This window comes from Barnesiella sp. B2-R-119 (genome assembly GCF_023656675.1).
Classification (GTDB): Bacteria; Bacteroidota; Bacteroidia; order Bacteroidales; family Barnesiellaceae; genus Barnesiella; species Barnesiella intestinihominis.
This window is the reverse complement of record NZ_JAMOKL010000001.1, coordinates 152,744-170,886: the sequence shown is the minus strand read 5'-3', so window position 1 is coordinate 170,886 and position 18,143 is coordinate 152,744. Positions and strand designations below refer to the sequence as shown.

Sequence of the window (18,143 nt, the reverse complement as noted above, 5' to 3'; positions counted from 1 at the left end):
TTTTCGTTGATTTTGTGCTATTTTAGTACGAGCTCTACGATGTAGTCGATTTCGTCCGGTATTTGGGGAAATTTCAATAATGTACCGTCTTTATCTTGTTTGAATTCGATGGGAGCTTGATTGGAAAATTTCATTGCCTTTTTTATTGGGACTTTCAGTGGTATATAGAGTCCATTTTCTTTCAAGTCCAAAATATGGATAAAGAGGCGATTCCCTTTTCGGGTGGATACTCCCCAGCTATGTGGGGGAATATCGCCACCTCTGCTGTCGTAAATGGTTTCGCCGTATTTCGATAGCCACTTACCCATACCATTTAAACGGTCTATCGCCAAAGCCGGGAGCTCTCCATTGGGCTGCGGACCTATATTTAATAACAAGTTAGCGTTTCGTCCGGCCGTGCGAACGAGATAATGGATCAGAGCCTTAGTAGATTTGTAATTTTGGTCGGTGATTTTATACCCCCACATACCATTCATAGTTTGACAGGTCTCTAATGGGAGGGCGCTTATTGCCTGAGTAGAATAGCCTGCTGTGTTTTCACCGGGGACGTCTCTTTCGAAGATTTGTATATCTTCTCCTGCATATACGTCTCGGTGGTGATTATTCCCAATGAGGCATGCCGGTTGTAGCTTGTGTATCAAATCATATTGCTCTTTTAGTTGCCAATCGAAATCGGAGGGACGGTCCCATACTCCGTCGAACCATATAGCTCCGATCGGCCCGTAATTGGTTAGTAGCTCTGTCAGCTGGTTATTCATGAACCGATAATAACTGGGCCAATCTCCGTGTCCATTGGGACGACCGGTTCCTTTTCCGGTATTGCCTCCGGCCGGGTAATCTTCTCTACGCCAGTCTATATGAGAATAATACAAATGGAGCTTAATGTCTTGTTTATGGCATTCGTCGGCCAATTCTTTTAAAATATCGCGTTTAAAAGGTGTCGCATCTACGATATTAAAGTCGGACTGTTGGGTGTGAAACATAGAAAATCCATCATGGTGTCGGCTGGTAATACAAATGTATTTTGCCCCTGATGCCTTGATTGCCGATACCCATTCGGCTGCGTTAAACCGTGACGGATAAAATCCTGATGCTAATTTTTCATATTCTCGCCAGTCGATGTTGTGATTGGTCATGTACCATTCTCCTTGTGCCAACATGCTGTAAATGCCCCAGTGTATGAAGATTCCGAATTTGTTGTTTTGAAATTCTTTTCGAGCTTCGATATTCTTTTGCGATGGTATATAACTGTCGATTGTCTGTGCGAATGAAATATTCCAAGATAAAAGAGAGGTAGTAATGGCTAAACCTATTTTTTGGATCATTTTGTTTTTCATGTTATGTGAATTTTCGGTAAAGATATGGATAATATGGAAAAAATATTGAACAAAGATAGCAAAAAGAAACCCAAATAGTTTACTCTATTTGGGTTTCTTTTTGCTATGAAAGATGTTTTTACTGGACATTAACCTGATCGCCACTGAATACCGACAGGTCGAGTTTATTCATAATATGTTTGATTGCCAGTTGAGCCTTAACCGAGTTGCCTGCTGCATCGATAGGGGGTGCAAAGGCTGCAATACCCATGATTCCGGGTAGAACTCCCATGACACCTCCGCCTACTCCGGTTTTTGCAGGAATTCCCGAAGTGAAGAGCCAGTCTCCGGTGTGTTCGTAAAATCCTACTGTCGCTATCAGCGATGTAATTTGAGGAGACAGCGAGGCATCGAATACTCTTGCTCCGTTTTTTGGATTGACTCCTTTATTGGCTATGGTCGCACCGCATACAGAAAGCTGTTCTGCCGTGATTCCCAAAGAGCATTGACGAGTATAGAGGTCGAGCGACAGATCGGGATCGTCATAAATACGGTTGTAGTTTTTCAATAACCATGTAATTGAGCGGTTGTTGAAGTTCGTAGCCGATTCGGAGCGATACAATTCATCTATCAATTCGGGAGCACTTCCCGAAAGTTCAGTGATATTTTTCACTATCGCAGCCCATTTTTCTTTTGGATTACCAACTGGTTGAACCATACTGCATGCGGTGATAGCTCCGGCATTAACCAATGGGGTCGAGGGGTGATCGTTTTCCAACAAAATAGCGATTATCGAATTGAACGGTAATCCTGTCGCATCGGCTCCAATCATGGAAAGGAGCTTTTCTGCGCCATATTGGCGTAATACCAATATGGCGGTGTGCACCTTAGAAACCGACTCTATACCGAATTTATATTGAGTATCTCCGACTTCGATAATTTGTCCGTCCAGTAGACATACGCTGATACCGAACAAGTTTTTGTCGATGTTGGCAAGATAGGGAATATAGTCGGCATTCTTACCGTCTTGGTTATTTTTATAGAGATCGTACGCTTCGTTGACCGCTTGTTTGATTTGGAAAACCGAAATAGTTTTTTTCATATTCCTATTTTTTTGTTTTATGGCGGTTCCCCGTATGGGTAAATACCGAACCTTTCACTTCAATATTTTTGTCTTGTGCGATACGAGTATTGGTCGGGTATTCCAATTTTTCGAGAGACGCGACGGCATCGCGAATATCGTTCAGCAACATGTCGGCCATATCCCTGCTGAACCCTTGACGTACGACGATACGCATGACTACATAGTTTTGAATATTTTCGGGTAGAGTATATGCCGGAACCATCCAGCCGCCTTGTTTCAATTTGTCTTGCAAGTCATATAGAGTCCATTTTGCCGTTTTTGCGTAATCGGGCTTCATATACCAGATGAACAATGGGTTTTCAACATGATCGCTGTAATTGACAAATGGAGCCATTTTACCGATTTCGTCGTGGAGGTATTGGGTTATTTGCATACTATTGTATTGGACGGCTTTGTATCCTTGAAATCCCAATCGGATAAATTGGTAATATTGTCCCAATATTTGAGCTGCCGGGCGTGAGAAATTGAGCCCTACTTGTGTGATATTCGCTCCTAAATAGTTTACACTGAATGACATTTCGTCGGGGAGGTATTTTTTGTCTTTCCAAACGACCCAGCCTAGACCGGGGTATACCAATCCGAATTTGTGCCCTGATGTACTGATTGATAGAACCCATTTTAATCTGAAATCCCATTTTTTGTGTGGATCGAGGAAAGGTAATATAAATCCACCGGAAGCTGCATCTACGTGGATAGGAATGTCATATCCTGTTTTTTTGTTGAATTCGTCGAGGGCTTTGTCGAGAGCTTCGACGTCATCGTTCAATCCGGTCCAAGTTACGCCCTCGATAGGAACGATGAAAATTGTATTTTCATCACACATCTTTAAAGCTTCTACCGGGTCGAGGGTCGTTTTTTCGAGAGTCAGGGGAACTTCTCGCATCTCGATTTGCCAAAGTTGTGCAAATTTTTCCCAAACGACTTGAAATCCCGAAGAGATAACAAAATTGGGTTTATCGGTAGGCTTCCCTTCTGCCTGACGTTTTTTACGCCAACGTAGCCATGCTGCGACACCGCCGAGCATACAGGCTTCGGAAGAACCTATGGCCAAAGCTCCGCTTTTCCATTTTTCCTCTTCGGGAGAGTTCCAAAGGTTAGCCATGATATTTATACATTTGGCATTCATGACAGCGATACGCGGATATTCTGTTTCATCGATATAGTTGATGTTGATCGCTTCATTCATCAATTTGGTTGCGTAGTCGTCCATGTAGGTGGTTACGAATGTAGCCAGATTTAATCGAGGTTGTGTTTGAGCGAATGTTTCGTCTTTAACCATTTGGTATGCAATCTCTGGTGTTGTAGGTGCATCGGGAATACGATCTACCGGTGATGGTTTCAACATTTCGTTGGACCCGAAGATACTTGTCTTGGCATCTCCTTCTCTGAAATTCAAATCTTTCATTGTATAAAATTTTATGAGTTAGAACTATAAAGCCGGATTATTTTGTACGGCTCTTCGATGAAACAACAGCCTTGTAAGGTGAAAGTTTGACCGATTTGTCTATTCATACACAATTTGGCACTTATTAAAATATTAGAATAGTACCGGTAAACATTCGAAGGTGATTATTGTTTTTGAAAATGCAAGCATAAAAAAGATGTGATTATGAAAATAGAAACTGGACAAGGGACTATACCTTTGATTACGCTTTTGGGAATATGGTCTATTTCAGCTTTAAATGCATTACCGGGTCTAGCTGTTTCCCCTATTTTGGGACAGATGTCTACAATATTTCCGCATTCTTCGGAGTTCGACATACAACTGTTATCTTCACTACCTTCGCTATTGACTATACCTTTCATCTTGTTATCCGGGAAGTTGACCGAACGTATTAATAACATCGTCTTGTTACAAGTTGGATTAATTATTTTTGCATTAAGTGGTTTGCTATATATGCTTTCTTCCCGAATGTGGCAGTTAATAGCGGTGAGTGCGTTGTTGGGTATTGGCTCGGGTATGATAGTTCCGTTGTCAACGGGTTTGATTTCTCGCCATTTTATAGGTCGATATCGTACTCGACAGTTTGGTTTGAGTTCTGCGATTACAAATATAACGTTAGTGACAGCGACTGTATTGACTGGATATTTGGCAGAGATTAATTGGCACTTGCCTTTTATTGTTTATTTTTTCCCTGTGGTATCGTTCTTTTTGTCTTTTTATTTGAAACGAGATACTATATCGGTAGCCCCAGTAAAGGTGACTGTATCGGGTAAAATAGAAGTGAAAAGGTTGGTTTCTCTCATGTTGTTTTATGGCCTGGTAACTTATTTAGCTGTTATCGTTAGCTTCAATTTACCATTTTTGATGAAGGAATATCATTTCGACACGGGAGCCTCGGGAATTATTATTTCTTTGTTTTATTTAGCTATTATGGCTCCCGGTTTCATATTGAATCGAGTGTTATCGATTTTTGGGTCGTTTACAAAATGTGTGAGTCTATTGTGTATGGCAGGAGGTATGGTTCTGATATTGTTGTCGGGCAATGAATGGATATTGGGACTTGGAGCCATATTTATCGGGTTCGGGTATGGGGTGATGCAACCTGTTATTTATGATCAGACAACGAGAGTAGCTACACCAGATAAAGTGACTTTGGCCCTCGCATTTGTCATGTCTATGAATTATTTGGCTATCTTACTTTGTCCTACGATTATCGATACATTACAATCTCTATTCCATATTCATACTCAGCAGTTTGCATTTATATTTAATTTGGTTATAACACTACTTGTCGTTTTAGGGGCATATTATCTTCGCCATACGTTTTTGTTTAATGATAGTTGTGATAGTGATAAATCTCTGGAAAAGTTATGACAAATAAAATTCAGGAAGCCAATTTGGCTATGGTCGTTTCAAAAACGTTTAGCGGATTAAACGTAAATGCGTTACGATATTTGTTGCCTTTGTGGATCGCCCCGCTAACCGGTGTGACTTTTCGTTGTGTTTTTGCAGCCGTGGCTTTTTGGATCATAGGGTATTGGGCAAAACCGGAGACGGCTTCGGTAAAAGATAAAATTTATCTGTTTTTGTTGGGGGCCGTCGGCATTTATGGTTATATGTTTTCCTATTTAATGGGACTTAGTAAAACGACTCCGGTATCGGCGGCTATTTTTACTTCTATGCAGCCCATTTGGGTTTTTATTTTGTCGGTTTTCTTTTTTAATGAGAAAGCGACTGTGATGAAAATTGTCGGTATTTTAGTAGGATTAGGTGGGGCTCTACTCTGTATTTCAACACAAAAGAGCGATGATTTGGCTTCGGATGCTTTTTCCGGTAATCTTTTTTGTTTGGTGAGTTCTGTGATTTATGCCGTATATCTGATATTGAGTAATCGGTTTTTGAAACGAACGGGCCCTTATACACTTATGCGTTATACGTTTTCAGGAGCGGCTGTATCGAGTCTTATCGTTATGGCTTTTGCTGGATATGAGGCGCCTTTAACTACACCTCCGTTACATTTTTGGCCTATTGCCTTGTTGCTGTTTGTGTTGATATTTCCAACTGTTATCAGTTATTTACTAATACCGACAGGTCTCAAATATCTGAGTACGACAGTCGTGGCTATATATGGGTATTTAATTTTGGTCGTCGCTTCGATTGTTTCATTTCTGGTAGGACAGGATATATTCTCTTGGGAACAGTTGGGTGCTATGCTTCTTATTTGTGTGGGTGTTTATTGGGTAGAGATAGCTGAAAATAACGGTCATGAGAGAAAACGGCCCCATTCGCCATCTATCACTTGACTCTTGATTTATGCAGTAGTTTGGGGATAAGTTGCAGACCCTTTTTTATTTCGTGGGGATTACGAGCTATGATAACAGTGGTTACAGCGATGAGTATGATACAAATACCGATACTTTGTATGAAGTTACAACTTTCATCCAGAAATAATACACCCATAATGACTGCTGTTAAAGGTTCCATGCAACCCAATACTGCCGTTGTCGTCGAACCGACATGCTGGACGGCAAGAATAAGGGTTAGATCAGATATAAGTGTAGGCACTAAGGCTAGAAGAATAAGATCAACGCCGATTTCCCAAGAGGGTATGGGAGTAAGCATTTCCCGATTTACGATTAAGTTCAACAAGAAAATGAATGCACCCGATAGTAAAACGTAGAACGTGAGTTTTAAACCGTCCATATCGCTTACGCTCGATTTGTTTATTCCGACGATATAAGAGGCATAGGTCAATACGGTTGTGAGAGCTAATGCCAATCCTGTGGAATTAAGTGTACCGCCTTCGCTTCCGCTTAATAAGTAGACACCGCCGATAGCCATTATTGTTGCAATGATGATGGAGACGGAAACTTTGTCTTTGAAAAAAGTAACCATCAGTAAGGTTACGAGTACAGGATAAAGGAAGTGTAGGGTAGTAGCCAATCCGCTAGGAATGTACAGATATGATTTTGTCAGAAGAAGGGAAGTGGCCGCATATAAAAACGCCAACCCGAAAATGATGAGGGCTTGTTTCCCTGAGATTTTGAAGTTCGTTTTTCGTATACAGAGTATAATGCCGAGCAAGATCGAGGAAAATAGGAATCGATAAAATACTACTGAGTTGAGGGGGATACCGGCTTGTAAAGCAGGTATGGCAAATAGGGGTACAAGCCCGAATGTCGATGAAGAAATGATAGCGTAGAAGAGTCCTTTGGGGGAGTTCATGATTCTTGGTTTCGAATTTGAGTGTGCAAAGGTAACCAAAACCAAGAGGAGAAAGAGTGGGTTTTGAATTTTTTTAAGGAGTTTTCAATGAAAGAAAAAGAGCTCCCGAATTATTCGGGAGCTCTTTTTCTTTCATTGGGCAGTATGGATTTATTTACCCAAACATTCTTTGATGTAAGCCTTCATTTTGGGGATAGCGGCTTCGGCACTTTGTAGAAGTTTGAATTGAGCCTTTGTACGAACTAAATTGTGTTCGGGGTATTTTATCTTGTAATAGGTGTCGCCGTTGATATAGTCTGTCAGGAAACGTACGGTTTGCATATAAGGAAACAAGGTAACAGCATAGGGCAGATTGTCGATTTCGATGTCGGTGAGAAACGATTTAGCAGTTTCTAAGTATCCTTTGGTAAATGCTTTAAATATTTCCATATTGAAATTGACGTTGTCCAAATTCTTGTCGTCCTCTTCTCCGGTATTGGCTGCCGTTCGCATGAAATCACCGAAGTCGGAAAATATGTAGCTGGGCATGACTGTATCGAGATCGATCACGCATAATACATGACCGTTTTCATCGAACATCATGTTATTCACTTTGGTGTCGCAGTGGCAAATGCGTTTGGGCAATTTCCCTTCTCGATGCAATCTTTCGGCCAAACACATGGCGTCGGCTCGTTTGTCTAGCTCGTCGATGATGGGTTTGACGGAGGCCACACGACCGACAGGATCGGCTGTTATGGCTTCTTGCAGTTGTTTTAATCGGAATTCCATATTGTGAAAATCTGGAATCGTTTCACCCAGTTCCACTGGAATATCCGACAGCATAGCTTGGAAATTACCGAATGCTTGTCCGGCATAATATGAGAATTCCGGGGTTACGGCTTCGTAGCTTTTTGCGTTTGGAATGAAGATGAGTATTCTCCAATAACTTTCTCCATCGAAATAGTATAATTTACCATCGGTTGTCGGTATTAAGGTTAAAACCTTGCGGTCTATGTCGGTTTCTCCTTTGGTTTCTAATTTGTGGCGGATATGAGTCGTGACTTGGTAAAAATTATTTTGCAGCATATCCACATCTTTGAAGATCGAGTGATTGATTCTCTGTAAAACATAGTCGGGGGTATCGGGGGCGGCGGTGGTTACTTTATAAGAATCGTTGATGAGTCCTGCTCCTAATGGCTTAATTTCGAGAATTTTTCCGGCAAGAGAAAAATGCGATAATATGTCTTTCAAATCTTTCATAATAGTATATGTGTTTTTATTTGTTTGAGTCGATAAAATTTTGATAGAGGTTTTGATAACAGTTATAGAGATCTTTGAACTCTTTGTATTCCGATGTTTTTACTTCATACATAAAAGGCCCTGTATATTCGGCTTTGTAGAGCTCTTTCAGTATTTTTATCCAATCGTTGTCTCCTTTTCCGCTACAAGGGTTAGGCATGTAATGACACTCGTGTCGTCCGTCACCGTCGGCGATGTGAACAGATTTTAATCGTTTGCCCATAGCCTGTATGAGCAGTTCTGGGTTATCGATGTGATTCATGTCGATGGCAGAATACACATTTTTAGGAAGTTGTTTCATGATGAGTTTGACTTCTTCTACTGTACGACCTAAGGGACGTTCATGTTGTTCGTTTCTCACGAGTTCGTATCCTAACATATTTTCTATAACCATTTTGGCTCCCAGTTCTTTAACTTTGGGATTGAGCTCATTTACCGAGCGTACTAACTGAGCGATACGTTCATTCCGCTCGTTGTGGCCCAGATACCAGCTTGGGTGGAAAAGAATGATTTTAGGTTGTATGATTTTACAAAATTCGAGCACTTTCATGTGTAGAGCGACACTGTTTTTCCGTATTTTTTCGTCGGTTTGCGAAATATCGATGTCTTTTCCGAAAGGCATGTGTATAGACCAAATTTCAATACCGGCAGAGTCGGCTGCTAATTTGGTACGAGTCAACAACTCCGTAATTTCGGCATCTGTTTTGGGTTTCTTCGTGGATATGAATCCACCCGTTGTAATTTCTATGCAGTCGATACCGGCATCTTTCATCGCTTTGAGACGTTCGTAGTTCATGTCTTTGATACCGATGGAGTTCCCAATTCGGAGTGGAGGATACTTTGTTTTACATGCCGAAGGGAACGCAATGGTAATAACCATTAGAAGCACTAAAAAATTTTTGATTTGTGTGAACATGATGAATTTGTTTTGATGTAATTATTATATTGTTTTTGTGTATCCTAACGGACAAATTTGCTGAAAAATAGCCAAATATGTTCGCTTGTATTCAAGTCTTTTTCTCCCCATGAATGTTTACCCCCTTTTATTTCGTATAACCAAACTTCGTTTCTGTTTATACCGTTGACGTATTTATGGCTGATAATAGTATGATTGGATAAAGAATCAATAGAGGCAATCGTATCGGTAATTTCATGAGTGCATCTGTTTTGAATAGCCCAATAGTTTACAGCGATAGGTACTGCTATATATTTCCCCCAGCCTCCTTCATTATTCGGGTCTCCGTTCCACATAGAGGTTTTGTCTTCGGTTCCGTGTATTTCGAATAGAGGGATAGGGCGGTTTGTTTCTAATTCCCGATACATCCATTCGAGCGTAAGCCCGGCAACAGGAGCTACTGCTGTAAATATATCGGGACGTTTGTACGCTAAAAGATAGCACATTTCTCCTCCATTGGAGTAACCCGTGCAAAATGTATTGTGCGGGCTTAGTCGGTAATTCTTTTGAAGGTGTAAGGCGAGATCGCATAAAAAGTTTATATCGTCGATAGTCATATCGGCCTGAAATGGATAGCCGACATTCCAGCAGTTTTTCCCTTTTTTATCTTGTTCGCCTTGCGGATAACACACGGCGAATCCGTATTTATCGGCGATAGGATTCATACCGAATCTTTTTGGATCGGCTGTGCCACCATAGCCATGAAGTACAAAGACAAGAGGAGCCCCAGATGAGAGATTGGCCGGCTGATAGTATTTATAACTACGCTCGATTCCTCCTGATTGAAATTTATGAGAGGTTAGTGTCCCGGTGGTTTGTCCCACAGCCAATATGCTGCCATATAGAGAGATAGTTAGACAAAATAAAAACTGTTTCATTTTTCAGGTATTATTATTCAAAGGTAGAGAAAAAGTAGATATTGGAAAGAATTATTTACTGAAAATTTAAGAAAAATGTTTTGGAGGGGAGCCGAAATACCGGAGGTTGTGCTATATTTGTAAAACGAACGGAAATAGATTGTAGCTCATTGGAATCGATAGGGATATTGTATTTGCCTTCGGGTTACTCTATTTTTTAGAATATTATTCACCAAAATATTTACGTGATGATTGAAAAGATTAAAGAAACAGCCGCCTATATCGCAGCAAAAGTTCAGGTGATGCCTAAGACCGCCATTATATTGGGAACTGGGTTGGGCGAGTTGGTAGACCACATTACAGACAAGACTGAAATTCCTTATACCGAGATTCCCAATTTCCCGGTGTCGACAGTAGAAGGGCATCAGGGGAAGTTGATATTCGGAAAATTGGGAAAGAAAGATGTCATGGCTATGCAGGGGCGTTTTCACTATTACGAGGGATACGATATGAAACAAGTTACCTTCCCGGTGCGTGTCATGAAGGAACTGGGGATAGAGCATCTCTTCGTTTCGAATGCAGCCGGAGGTATGAATCCCGATTTTGCCATCGGCGATATTATGATTATCCGTGACCACATCAATCTCTTTCCCGAACATCCGTTGCATGGACGCAATTATAAGGAATTGGGTGTACGATTCCCCGATATGAGCGAGGCGTATTCTCGCCGTTTGATTGCAAAGGCTCTTGAAATAGCTGAAAAAAATCATATAAAAGTACAGCAAGGTGTGTATGTGGGTACACAGGGACCTACTTTCGAAACCCCGGCCGAGTATCGTTACTTTCATATCATAGGCGGTGATGCCGTGGGCATGAGTACGGTTCCCGAAGTCATTGTCGCGCGTCATGCCGGTATCGAAGTCTTTGCCGTTTCGGTGATTACCGATTTGGGGGTAGAAGGTATTGTGGAGAAATGTTCTCACGAAGAGGTGCAAAAGGCAGCGGCAGAAGCTCAGCCCAGAATGAGCTTTATTATGAAAGAACTGGTAGAACAATTTTAATATGAAATAGAAGAAGTCCATGAGCCATGAGCTTGTGGACTTTGTTATAATTTATGGAAGAAATAAAACGTACAGAAATTGCCTCGTTAGGCGAATTTGGTTTGATAGAGCGTTTGACCGGGCATATACAGTTGAAGAACACTTCTACTCTAAAAGGGGTGGGAGATGATTCGGCCGTGCTCGACTATCAAGGAAAACAGACGTTGATTACAACCGATTTATTGCTCGAAGGTGTTCATTTCGACCTTACCTATGTCCCGTTGAAACATTTGGGGTATAAATCGGCGGTGGTTAATTTTTCCGACATATATGCCATGAATGGGACACCGCGTCAGATAACTGTTTCGTTGGGTGTCTCCAAACGTTTTTCGGTAGAAAATCTCGAAGAACTTTATGCCGGCATACAGCTCGCTTGCGATATCTACGGGGTGGATTTGGTCGGGGGAGATACATCGGCTTCGATGACGGGGCTGACTATCAGCATTACCTGTATCGGAGAAGGAGAACCCGGGAAGGTCGTCTATCGTAACGGAGCGAAAGAAAACGATTTGATTTGTGTCAGCGGCGATTTAGGAGCAGCCTATATGGGATTGCAACTATTGGAACGGGAGAAGCGGGTGTTTGCCGGAGAAACCGAATTCAAGCCTGCGTTCGAAGGACATGAATACCTGCTCGAACGCCAATTGAAACCAGAAGCCCGTAAGGATATTGTTGCCGAGTTGGATAAAGCCGGGATCGTTCCGACAGCCATGATGGATATTTCTGATGGGCTCTCCTCCGAATTATTGCACATTTGTTCGCAGAGTCATGTGGGCTGCCGTATATATGAAGACCGGATACCGATCGATTACCAGACGGCAGCTATGGCGGAGGAATTTAATATGAATCTGGTGACTGCTGCATTGAATGGAGGCGAGGATTATGAATTGCTTTTTACCGTACCTCTCGAAAAGCACGACATTGTCGCTGCTATCCCCGGAGTGCGAGTGATAGGACATATTACAAAACCAGAATTGGGTTGTTGCATGATAACCCGTGACGATACCGAGATAACCCTTCGGGCACAGGGGTGGAATTCTCTTGCCGAAGAATAAGAATTTATTCGTCCCTTGCGTCGTTTGCATATTTATATTTTTGAACGGAAAAATTCGACAATATATTTGGTAAATTGGAATAAACCTATTATCTTTGCACACGCAAAAATGATGGTGCCATAGCTCAGTTGGTAGAGCAAAGGACTGAAAATCCTTGTGTCACTGGTTCGATTCCCGTTGGCACCACTTGAAAAAAGAGAGTTACAGTTTGGTGACTCTCTTTTTTATTTCTTTGCTTTTGTCTATTATAGAAAATTCGGCTTTCACCACGGACGGTGCGGTGGTCTTGTCGGTTGAAAATCGCGAGGCGAGTCGTGATAGTCGCTTATTCGCTTTCCGGCAGTGTTCAATAAGTACCACCCCATGATTTTGTCTTTCACCAAAGCGACGCCCCGGTGAAACGGATAGGCTTCTTCGTAATAGTCGCCGAGTCGATGACCGTCCCTATTGATGAAACAATAGCCCATGATTTTATCTTTGACAAGTGCATACCCTTCGTGGAAGTCGTCGACGAGAAGGTAATAATCGGTGCATCGTTTACCGTCGAGGGAAATGAAACACCAACCCATGATTTTGTCTAATGCTGCTGCCCGACCTTGCCTATAAGGTCGGATTTGTTCGTAATAGTCGCTTATGCGGTTTCCGTTTATGTCGGAAACGTACCAACCCATGATTCGGCTTTTCTGAATGATAAGACGAGGGGTATTATCGTGGTAATGATTGCCGCTATCGTAAGGATAGTCATATTGGGCTTGTATGGATAGGAATCCGAATAAAATCGAAATAAGTATAAATAGTGGTTTCATGTGTAATCTTTTTTCATTTGACGAAGTTAACGAAAAAAGGTTTAAACGCAGTCATAACTTATTATTAATCTCTGCTGGGAATATGTGATTTTCTGTATTCGAATAGAAGTCTGTTTGTATATCGGCGAGTGTTTATCAGTTGTTGTAATGACTCTAAAAATAAAAAGGTAGGCCGTATGAATCTTTTAGAGCATTGTTTGTGTAACTTTGCAAGAGGCAATGCGACAAGGAAGATTTCGGTACGAGTGTATTTATTGTTGTCCGAAGCTGCGCTGTCGTTGGAGAAATAATTTATAAGATATGAATGTGAGGATAGAGGAAAGTTGGCGAAAGAGGCTGCAAGACGAGTTCGATAAGCCCTATTTCGAGCGATTGGTTTCTTTTGTGCGGGGCGAATATGGCCGTGCGCATGTTTTGCCTCCGGGACATTTGATATTTCATGTATTCGATGCATGTCCTTTCGAGTTTGTGAGAGTTGTTATTTTAGGCCAAGATCCCTATCCCAATCCCGGACAGTATTACGGTGTTTGTTTTTCTGTACCCGAGGGGGTGGCTATTCCCGGTTCTTTGTTTAATATGTTTAAGGAGATACATGATGATTTGGGCAAGCCTATTCCCGCTTCGGGCAATTTGGATCGGTGGGTGAGGCAAGGTGTATTTCCTTTGAATTCTGTGCTTACCGTGCGAGCTCATGAAACAGGATCGCATCGAAACATGGGCTGGGAGATTTTTACCGATGCGGTCATTCGAAAGTTGAGCGATGAGAGAGAAAATCTCGTGTTTATGCTGTGGGGGAGTTATGCTAAGGAGAAGATTGCGCTTATTGATGCTCGCAAGCATTTGGTTTTAACAGCCGCACACCCGTCGCCACGATCGGCTGATCGTGGCTTTTTCGGATGTCGGCATTTCAGTAAAGCGAATGCATTTTTACGGAGTAAGGGAATACGGGAAATCGATTGGTGAGATTTTTAGTCCCCGTTTATTATGATTTCAATCTTAGTATAAAACGGCTCCCTTTTCCTAATTCGCTTTCTACGGAAAGAGTCCCCCCATGTGCTTCTACAAAATCTTTGGATATAGACAATCCTAATCCGCTGCCTTGTACTTTTGTTCCCGGCACTCGGAAATAACGGTCGAATATGCTTTGATGATAGCGAGGGTCGATTCCCTTCCCAAAATCTTGTACATAGATTTCGACCATATTGCCGTCTTGGTGAGTGCCGATAATGACGCGGCCATTTTCTTTGGAATAACGTATGGCATTGCTTACAAGATTGGTAAGTACCCATGCTATTTTTTCGCTGTCGATGAATAGTTTCTTTGTATTTTCGTCATAGTCGACTTCGATGTGTATGTTGAATTTGTCGGCTTGTACCTGATTGGCCTTGATCGCATATTCGATCAATTCTATGGGCCGGGTTATCTTGGGCATCAGTTGTAGTTTTCCGGCTTCTACTTGGGTCATGTTCAGTAATTCTCCGGTGATATTGAGCAACCGTTCTCCGTTTTCCTTAATACTTTGGGAGAGTTGTTCTTGTTCTTTGTTAAGAGACCCGATACGTCTGTCTTCCAATAATTGCAGACTCATCATAATGGCTGATATGGGAGTCTTCAATTCATGAGATATCGTCGAGATAAATGTTGTTTTCGCAGAATCCAGCTCTTTAAATTCCGTGATGTTTTTCAATATAATTACGTGCCCCAGTTTTTCGGGCTCTTCACTGTCGTGATTCGTGTTGTCTATTTCTATATAGGAGGCTTTGAAGTAACTTTCTTTATTGTCGGCATATATTTTGATAGGCTCTTTCTGAGGATTGGGAGAAACCAGTTCTCGTATTAATTTCCTTAATAAATCATTCTTCAAAGAAATCTCTTCGGCCGATTTGAAGATTGTGTTTTTTTTTTTCAGATTCAGTATGTTCAGAGCTTCACTATTTATGAAAAGTATTTTGCGGTCTGGATCTAATCCTATTATGGGATCGCTGATGCTATTGATAATTGCTTCGAGAAATTTTTTATGTGCCAGTAGTGTCGATAGGGTGGTAGATCTGTATTCGGACAAGTGTTGAGCCATTCTATTGAAACTATCGACTACATTTTTAAATTCTTCGTTTTTATCCGATATATTCAGTCTTTTTTCATAGTTGCGGTTCGCTATTTCGAGGATGCCGTCGGTTAGCTCCTTGATAGGTCTATTTATCGATTGAGGAAGCCAGATAGCTAACGTGATACCGCAGACTATACAGATGCCTCCGATAATTGCCACCCATACAACGGCTTGTTTTAAGCCTGTCGAAGCTATCGGGCTGTCTGGTTCGGCAGCCGTCAGCATCTGTAAATAGATAACTGATAAGGAGACCAGCAAAATAATCATTCCGGTCAGGAGCCCTATACTTAAAAGCAACTTTGTTTTTATATTCATGATGGGTATTTTTATTAGGCTAAGATAATTAAATCTATATTGTTCTCGGATAAAGATTTCATGAAATTTTTATATTTGGACACCGTAAATATGGTTTTGGGCAATTTCAGTGCTGGAATTCCTGTACATATTGTTGTAATTTGTTTTTCGATTGCGACCTTTATAATGCTTTCGAGAATGTGTGGGGAATGTACCTGTATGACTTCTCCACCTAATTCAGTGGCTAATTTGAAATGGTTTAACAGATGTCGCTGATCTGCCAGCGAGATGCGATCGGGATCCTCTTTGGGTGTTTGTACATATAGTACGAAAAATTTTGTGTTATATCGTGTAGCCAATCGAGCGCAGCGTCGAATGATTTTGCGGGGCGTTTTTTCGTGGGAACTGATACACGCCATGAATTTTTCATGACGTACGTGAGATGTATCTAAGGGGAGTTCGTTTTCTACTTTTTTTTCGACTCGTAAAGCAACTTCTTTGAGTGCGAGTTCTCGTAGTTGTAAAATATTCTCGGCCTTGAAAAAATTATTCAATGCCAATTCTATTTTTTCCGGCCTATATATTTTCCCGGCTTTTAACCGTTCGATCAATTCTTCTGCTGTGAGGTCTATGTTTACGACTTCATCGGCCTCTTCCAAAACACGATCGGGAATTCGTTCTCGAACTTCGATTCCCGATATTTCCTGCACCTCTTCGTTCAGGCTTTCGATATGTTGGATATTTACTGCCGATATGACGTTGATACCGGCATCGAGTAACTCCATGACGTCTTGCCATCGCTTTTCATTGCGACTGCCTTCGACGTTGGTATGAGCCAGTTCATCGACAATGACCAATTCGGGACGCATTTGAAGGATAGCATCCAAATCCATCTCTTCCAATTCTTTCCCTTTGTAGAAAATTTTTTTTCTCGGGATAATGGGAATCCCTTGTAGGATAGCTTCTGTACCGGTACGTCCGTGTGTCTCTATGAAACCCACTTTCACATCTACGCCGTTTTCTAAGAGTTCGTGGGCTTCTTGTAGCATTCTATAAGATTTCCCTACACCGGCAATCATGCCGATGTAGAGTTTAAACTTACCTCTCCTCGATTTTTTTATCAAGTCGAGAAAATATTGTACATTTTTTTCGTTTTCAATTATATCCATTCTCCCTGTTATGGTTTAAGAGTGATTCCGAATACGATATGAGCATCTTCCATACGAGGGTTCCATATTACTTGTGAAAATATCGGAAGGGAGAACGAATCTGTGATTTTAATTGCGTAGCTTCCTTTCAATGCTACATTAGTAACGGCAAATCCGTTGGTATAGTATTGTGGTGCTTTATAAGGTACTATACCACATGTTACATTGAGATCGACCGATTTTACACTGAACGGATAATTGAGTTCTACATAAGACGAGTAGTTGTTTTTATCGCCTTTTTCATTTTTATCCATACCGGCAAACATGGTGTACCATGCGATCGAAAGAGGAAATTTTTCTACCGGAAGTACATAAGCAAGACTTGCTTCGAAATGATGAGCTGTCGTCTTGTTATTGAAATCGAAATATTTTCCAGCTCCTTGTCCGGCCCACCACATATCGGCAACCGAAACTGTTAGTCCCAATTTGGGGAAGGTATAAGCCAGAGTCAAATCAAGTTCTTTATTCGCAGAGGGAATATTACCATTCCGGTAACCATCGAAGTCGGTGGATCCCCATGCCGTCAACGATAGGTTTTCAACACTGAAACTCAAAGTCGGTTGAATACTAGCACCTGTTTGATACATACCTCTCCACACATAGGAACTGACTAAATCTCCTTGTACATTGAATCGTACTTGGGCAGATGCTTTATTGGTAAACATGGCAAGGAGCCCTATAATCGAAATGATTATCAATGCTCTGATGAGTCTGGCTCCTTCTTTATCTATTGATTGTTTCTTTTTCATGATAGCTATTGCTGAAATGTTCTTATTTGTTTTCATAATTTTCTAAATTAATGTTCAATTTTAATACGTTTACTTTCTCTGTTCCGAATAATCCTAAAAATGGTTTTTCGATTGTTTGGTCTACTATCTCTTTCACGGTAGCTTCGTCCATATTTCTGGCTGCGGCAACACGCTTTACTTGTACGTATGCGCTTTCTGGCGTGATATCAGGGTCGAGTCCAGAACCACTGGCTGTGACCATTTCGGCCGGTACATCTTTACGTTCCAAATAAGGGTGGTGTACCAAGAAAGTGTCGATACGAGTTTCTACTTCTGCCAAGTATTCTTCGTTCGTAGGTCCTTTGTTGCTACCAGAAGAACTACTGGCATCATATCCATCTCCGGCACAAGAGGGACGGCCCCAGAAATAGATGTCTTCGGTGAAGACTTGCCCTACATTGGCTGCACCCACTACTTTTCCGTCTAAGGTCGCAACCTCGGCGTTTCCAGAGTTTGGCCCTGCGAATTGGGCGAATATCCATAATATCAGTATATAAAATACTGAGAAGAAAAGGCAGAAAACTAATGTTAGCCTGATTGATTTTATGAAGTTTTTCATTGTTGCT

At 41.4% G+C, this 18,143-nt stretch carries 17 protein-coding genes and 1 tRNA gene; 6 read left to right on the top strand and 12 right to left on the bottom strand.

The window, feature by feature from the left end:
* Nucleotides 1–17: 17 nt before the first annotated feature.
* The 3 genes from NBH06_RS00660 to gad all read right to left on the bottom strand — a co-directional run bounded on the left by NBH06_RS00660 (nucleotide 18) and on the right by gad (nucleotide 3,865).
* On the bottom strand, nucleotides 18–1,337 hold the full coding sequence (locus NBH06_RS00660) for an alpha-L-fucosidase (RefSeq protein WP_008860812.1): 1,320 nt from the start codon (nucleotides 1,335–1,337) through the stop codon (nucleotides 18–20).
* 118 nt (nucleotides 1,338–1,455) lie between these two features.
* Nucleotides 1,456–2,418, bottom strand: coding sequence for a glutaminase A (glsA, locus tag NBH06_RS00655; RefSeq protein WP_250792266.1), 963 nt, complete (start codon nucleotides 2,416–2,418; stop codon nucleotides 1,456–1,458).
* A 4-nt stretch (nucleotides 2,419–2,422) separates the two neighbouring features.
* Nucleotides 2,423–3,865 (bottom strand): glutamate decarboxylase, encoded by a 1,443-nt coding sequence (gad, locus tag NBH06_RS00650; RefSeq protein ID WP_250792265.1) that lies wholly within the window; start codon nucleotides 3,863–3,865, stop codon nucleotides 2,423–2,425.
* Nucleotides 3,866–4,069: 204 nt separating this feature from the next.
* On the opposite strand from gad, the gene NBH06_RS00645 reads away from it, so the two are divergent.
* Both NBH06_RS00645 and NBH06_RS00640 read left to right on the top strand, forming a co-directional pair.
* A complete protein-coding gene (locus NBH06_RS00645; protein ID WP_046414303.1) occupies nucleotides 4,070–5,278 on the top strand; it encodes an MFS transporter in 1,209 nt (402 codons plus the stop codon).
* Nucleotides 5,275–6,207 carry a DMT family transporter gene (locus tag NBH06_RS00640; protein ID WP_250792263.1) on the top strand — a complete coding sequence of 311 codons (933 nt, stop codon included), beginning with the start codon at nucleotides 5,275–5,277 and terminating at the stop codon, nucleotides 6,205–6,207. The genes NBH06_RS00645 and NBH06_RS00640 overlap by 4 nt, the downstream gene beginning before the upstream one ends.
* On the opposite strand, the gene NBH06_RS00635 is transcribed toward NBH06_RS00640, so the two are convergent.
* The 4 genes from NBH06_RS00635 to NBH06_RS00620 all read right to left on the bottom strand — a co-directional run bounded on the left by NBH06_RS00635 (nucleotide 6,200) and on the right by NBH06_RS00620 (nucleotide 10,240).
* Nucleotides 6,200–7,129 carry an EamA family transporter gene (locus NBH06_RS00635; RefSeq protein ID WP_008860807.1) on the bottom strand — a complete coding sequence of 310 codons (930 nt, stop codon included), beginning with the start codon at nucleotides 7,127–7,129 and terminating at the stop codon, nucleotides 6,200–6,202. The two genes, NBH06_RS00640 and NBH06_RS00635, sit on opposite strands and share 8 nt — an antisense overlap.
* Before the next feature lie 150 nt (nucleotides 7,130–7,279).
* Nucleotides 7,280–8,368, bottom strand: a complete 1,089-nt coding sequence (locus NBH06_RS00630; RefSeq protein WP_046412737.1) for a phosphotransferase enzyme family protein — start codon at nucleotides 8,366–8,368, stop codon at nucleotides 7,280–7,282.
* Between the two features lie 16 nt (nucleotides 8,369–8,384).
* Nucleotides 8,385–9,323 carry a sugar phosphate isomerase/epimerase family protein gene (locus NBH06_RS00625; RefSeq protein WP_250792261.1) on the bottom strand — a complete coding sequence of 313 codons (939 nt, stop codon included), beginning with the start codon at nucleotides 9,321–9,323 and terminating at the stop codon, nucleotides 8,385–8,387.
* A 44-nt stretch (nucleotides 9,324–9,367) separates the two neighbouring features.
* A complete protein-coding gene (locus NBH06_RS00620; RefSeq protein WP_250792259.1) occupies nucleotides 9,368–10,240 on the bottom strand; it encodes a CE1 family esterase in 873 nt (290 codons plus the stop codon).
* A gap of 227 nt (nucleotides 10,241–10,467) precedes the next feature.
* Between NBH06_RS00620 and NBH06_RS00615 the strand changes: the two genes are divergently transcribed.
* The 3 genes from NBH06_RS00615 to NBH06_RS00605 all read left to right on the top strand — a co-directional run bounded on the left by NBH06_RS00615 (nucleotide 10,468) and on the right by NBH06_RS00605 (nucleotide 12,560).
* Entirely contained in the window at nucleotides 10,468–11,280 is an 813-nt protein-coding gene (locus NBH06_RS00615) for a purine-nucleoside phosphorylase (RefSeq protein ID WP_008860803.1), read from the top strand.
* A gap of 53 nt (nucleotides 11,281–11,333) precedes the next feature.
* Entirely contained in the window at nucleotides 11,334–12,374 is a 1,041-nt protein-coding gene (thiL, locus tag NBH06_RS00610) for a thiamine-phosphate kinase (RefSeq protein ID WP_008860802.1), read from the top strand.
* A gap of 113 nt (nucleotides 12,375–12,487) precedes the next feature.
* Nucleotides 12,488–12,560 (top strand) — tRNA-Phe (locus NBH06_RS00605).
* Nucleotides 12,561–12,637: 77 nt separating this feature from the next.
* On the opposite strand, the gene NBH06_RS00600 is transcribed toward NBH06_RS00605, so the two are convergent.
* The gene (locus NBH06_RS00600) at nucleotides 12,638–13,180 is read right to left on the bottom strand and encodes a hypothetical protein (RefSeq protein WP_250792257.1); all 543 of its coding nucleotides are present in this window, start codon (nucleotides 13,178–13,180) and stop codon (nucleotides 12,638–12,640) included.
* Between the two features lie 300 nt (nucleotides 13,181–13,480).
* Between NBH06_RS00600 and ung the strand changes: the two genes are divergently transcribed.
* Nucleotides 13,481–14,143 (top strand): uracil-DNA glycosylase, encoded by a 663-nt coding sequence (ung, locus tag NBH06_RS00595; RefSeq protein ID WP_250792255.1) that lies wholly within the window; start codon nucleotides 13,481–13,483, stop codon nucleotides 14,141–14,143.
* A 19-nt stretch (nucleotides 14,144–14,162) separates the two neighbouring features.
* On the opposite strand, the gene NBH06_RS00590 is transcribed toward ung, so the two are convergent.
* From NBH06_RS00590 to NBH06_RS00575, 4 genes are all read right to left on the bottom strand, one after another.
* Complete coding sequence (locus tag NBH06_RS00590) at nucleotides 14,163–15,602, bottom strand: sensor histidine kinase (protein WP_250792253.1); 1,440 nt, start codon at nucleotides 15,600–15,602, stop codon at nucleotides 14,163–14,165.
* A 14-nt stretch (nucleotides 15,603–15,616) separates the two neighbouring features.
* Nucleotides 15,617–16,750 carry a sensor protein KdpD gene (locus NBH06_RS00585; RefSeq protein WP_250792251.1) on the bottom strand — a complete coding sequence of 378 codons (1,134 nt, stop codon included), beginning with the start codon at nucleotides 16,748–16,750 and terminating at the stop codon, nucleotides 15,617–15,619.
* Nucleotides 16,751–16,758: 8 nt separating this feature from the next.
* Entirely contained in the window at nucleotides 16,759–17,454 is a 696-nt protein-coding gene (locus NBH06_RS00580; RefSeq protein WP_229033601.1) for a hypothetical protein, read from the bottom strand.
* Nucleotides 17,455–17,560: 106 nt separating this feature from the next.
* On the bottom strand, nucleotides 17,561–18,136 hold the full coding sequence (locus NBH06_RS00575) for a K(+)-transporting ATPase subunit C (RefSeq protein ID WP_250792249.1): 576 nt from the start codon (nucleotides 18,134–18,136) through the stop codon (nucleotides 17,561–17,563).
* Nucleotides 18,137–18,143 lie beyond the last annotated feature (7 nt).

Coding starts and splice junctions, on each gene's coding strand:
- NBH06_RS00660 (WP_008860812.1), bottom strand. CDS start 1,337: ATGAAAAACAAAATGATCCAAAAAATAGGTTTAGCCATTACTACCTCT.
- glsA (WP_250792266.1), bottom strand. CDS start 2,418: ATGAAAAAAACTATTTCGGTTTTCCAAATCAAACAAGCGGTCAACGAA.
- gad (WP_250792265.1), bottom strand. CDS start 3,865: ATGAAAGATTTGAATTTCAGAGAAGGAGATGCCAAGACAAGTATCTTC.
- NBH06_RS00645 (WP_046414303.1), top strand. CDS start 4,070: ATGAAAATAGAAACTGGACAAGGGACTATACCTTTGATTACGCTTTTG.
- NBH06_RS00640 (WP_250792263.1), top strand. CDS start 5,275: ATGACAAATAAAATTCAGGAAGCCAATTTGGCTATGGTCGTTTCAAAA.
- NBH06_RS00635 (WP_008860807.1), bottom strand. CDS start 7,129: ATGAACTCCCCCAAAGGACTCTTCTACGCTATCATTTCTTCATCGACA.
- NBH06_RS00630 (WP_046412737.1), bottom strand. CDS start 8,368: ATGAAAGATTTGAAAGACATATTATCGCATTTTTCTCTTGCCGGAAAA.
- NBH06_RS00625 (WP_250792261.1), bottom strand. CDS start 9,323: ATGTTCACACAAATCAAAAATTTTTTAGTGCTTCTAATGGTTATTACC.
- NBH06_RS00620 (WP_250792259.1), bottom strand. CDS start 10,240: ATGAAACAGTTTTTATTTTGTCTAACTATCTCTCTATATGGCAGCATA.
- NBH06_RS00615 (WP_008860803.1), top strand. CDS start 10,468: ATGATTGAAAAGATTAAAGAAACAGCCGCCTATATCGCAGCAAAAGTT.
- thiL (WP_008860802.1), top strand. CDS start 11,334: ATGGAAGAAATAAAACGTACAGAAATTGCCTCGTTAGGCGAATTTGGT.
- NBH06_RS00600 (WP_250792257.1), bottom strand. CDS start 13,180: ATGAAACCACTATTTATACTTATTTCGATTTTATTCGGATTCCTATCC.
- ung (WP_250792255.1), top strand. CDS start 13,481: ATGAATGTGAGGATAGAGGAAAGTTGGCGAAAGAGGCTGCAAGACGAG.
- NBH06_RS00590 (WP_250792253.1), bottom strand. CDS start 15,602: ATGAATATAAAAACAAAGTTGCTTTTAAGTATAGGGCTCCTGACCGGA.
- NBH06_RS00585 (WP_250792251.1), bottom strand. CDS start 16,750: ATGGATATAATTGAAAACGAAAAAAATGTACAATATTTTCTCGACTTG.
- NBH06_RS00580 (WP_229033601.1), bottom strand. CDS start 17,454: ATGTTTACCAATAAAGCATCTGCCCAAGTACGATTCAATGTACAAGGA.
- NBH06_RS00575 (WP_250792249.1), bottom strand. CDS start 18,136: ATGAAAAACTTCATAAAATCAATCAGGCTAACATTAGTTTTCTGCCTT.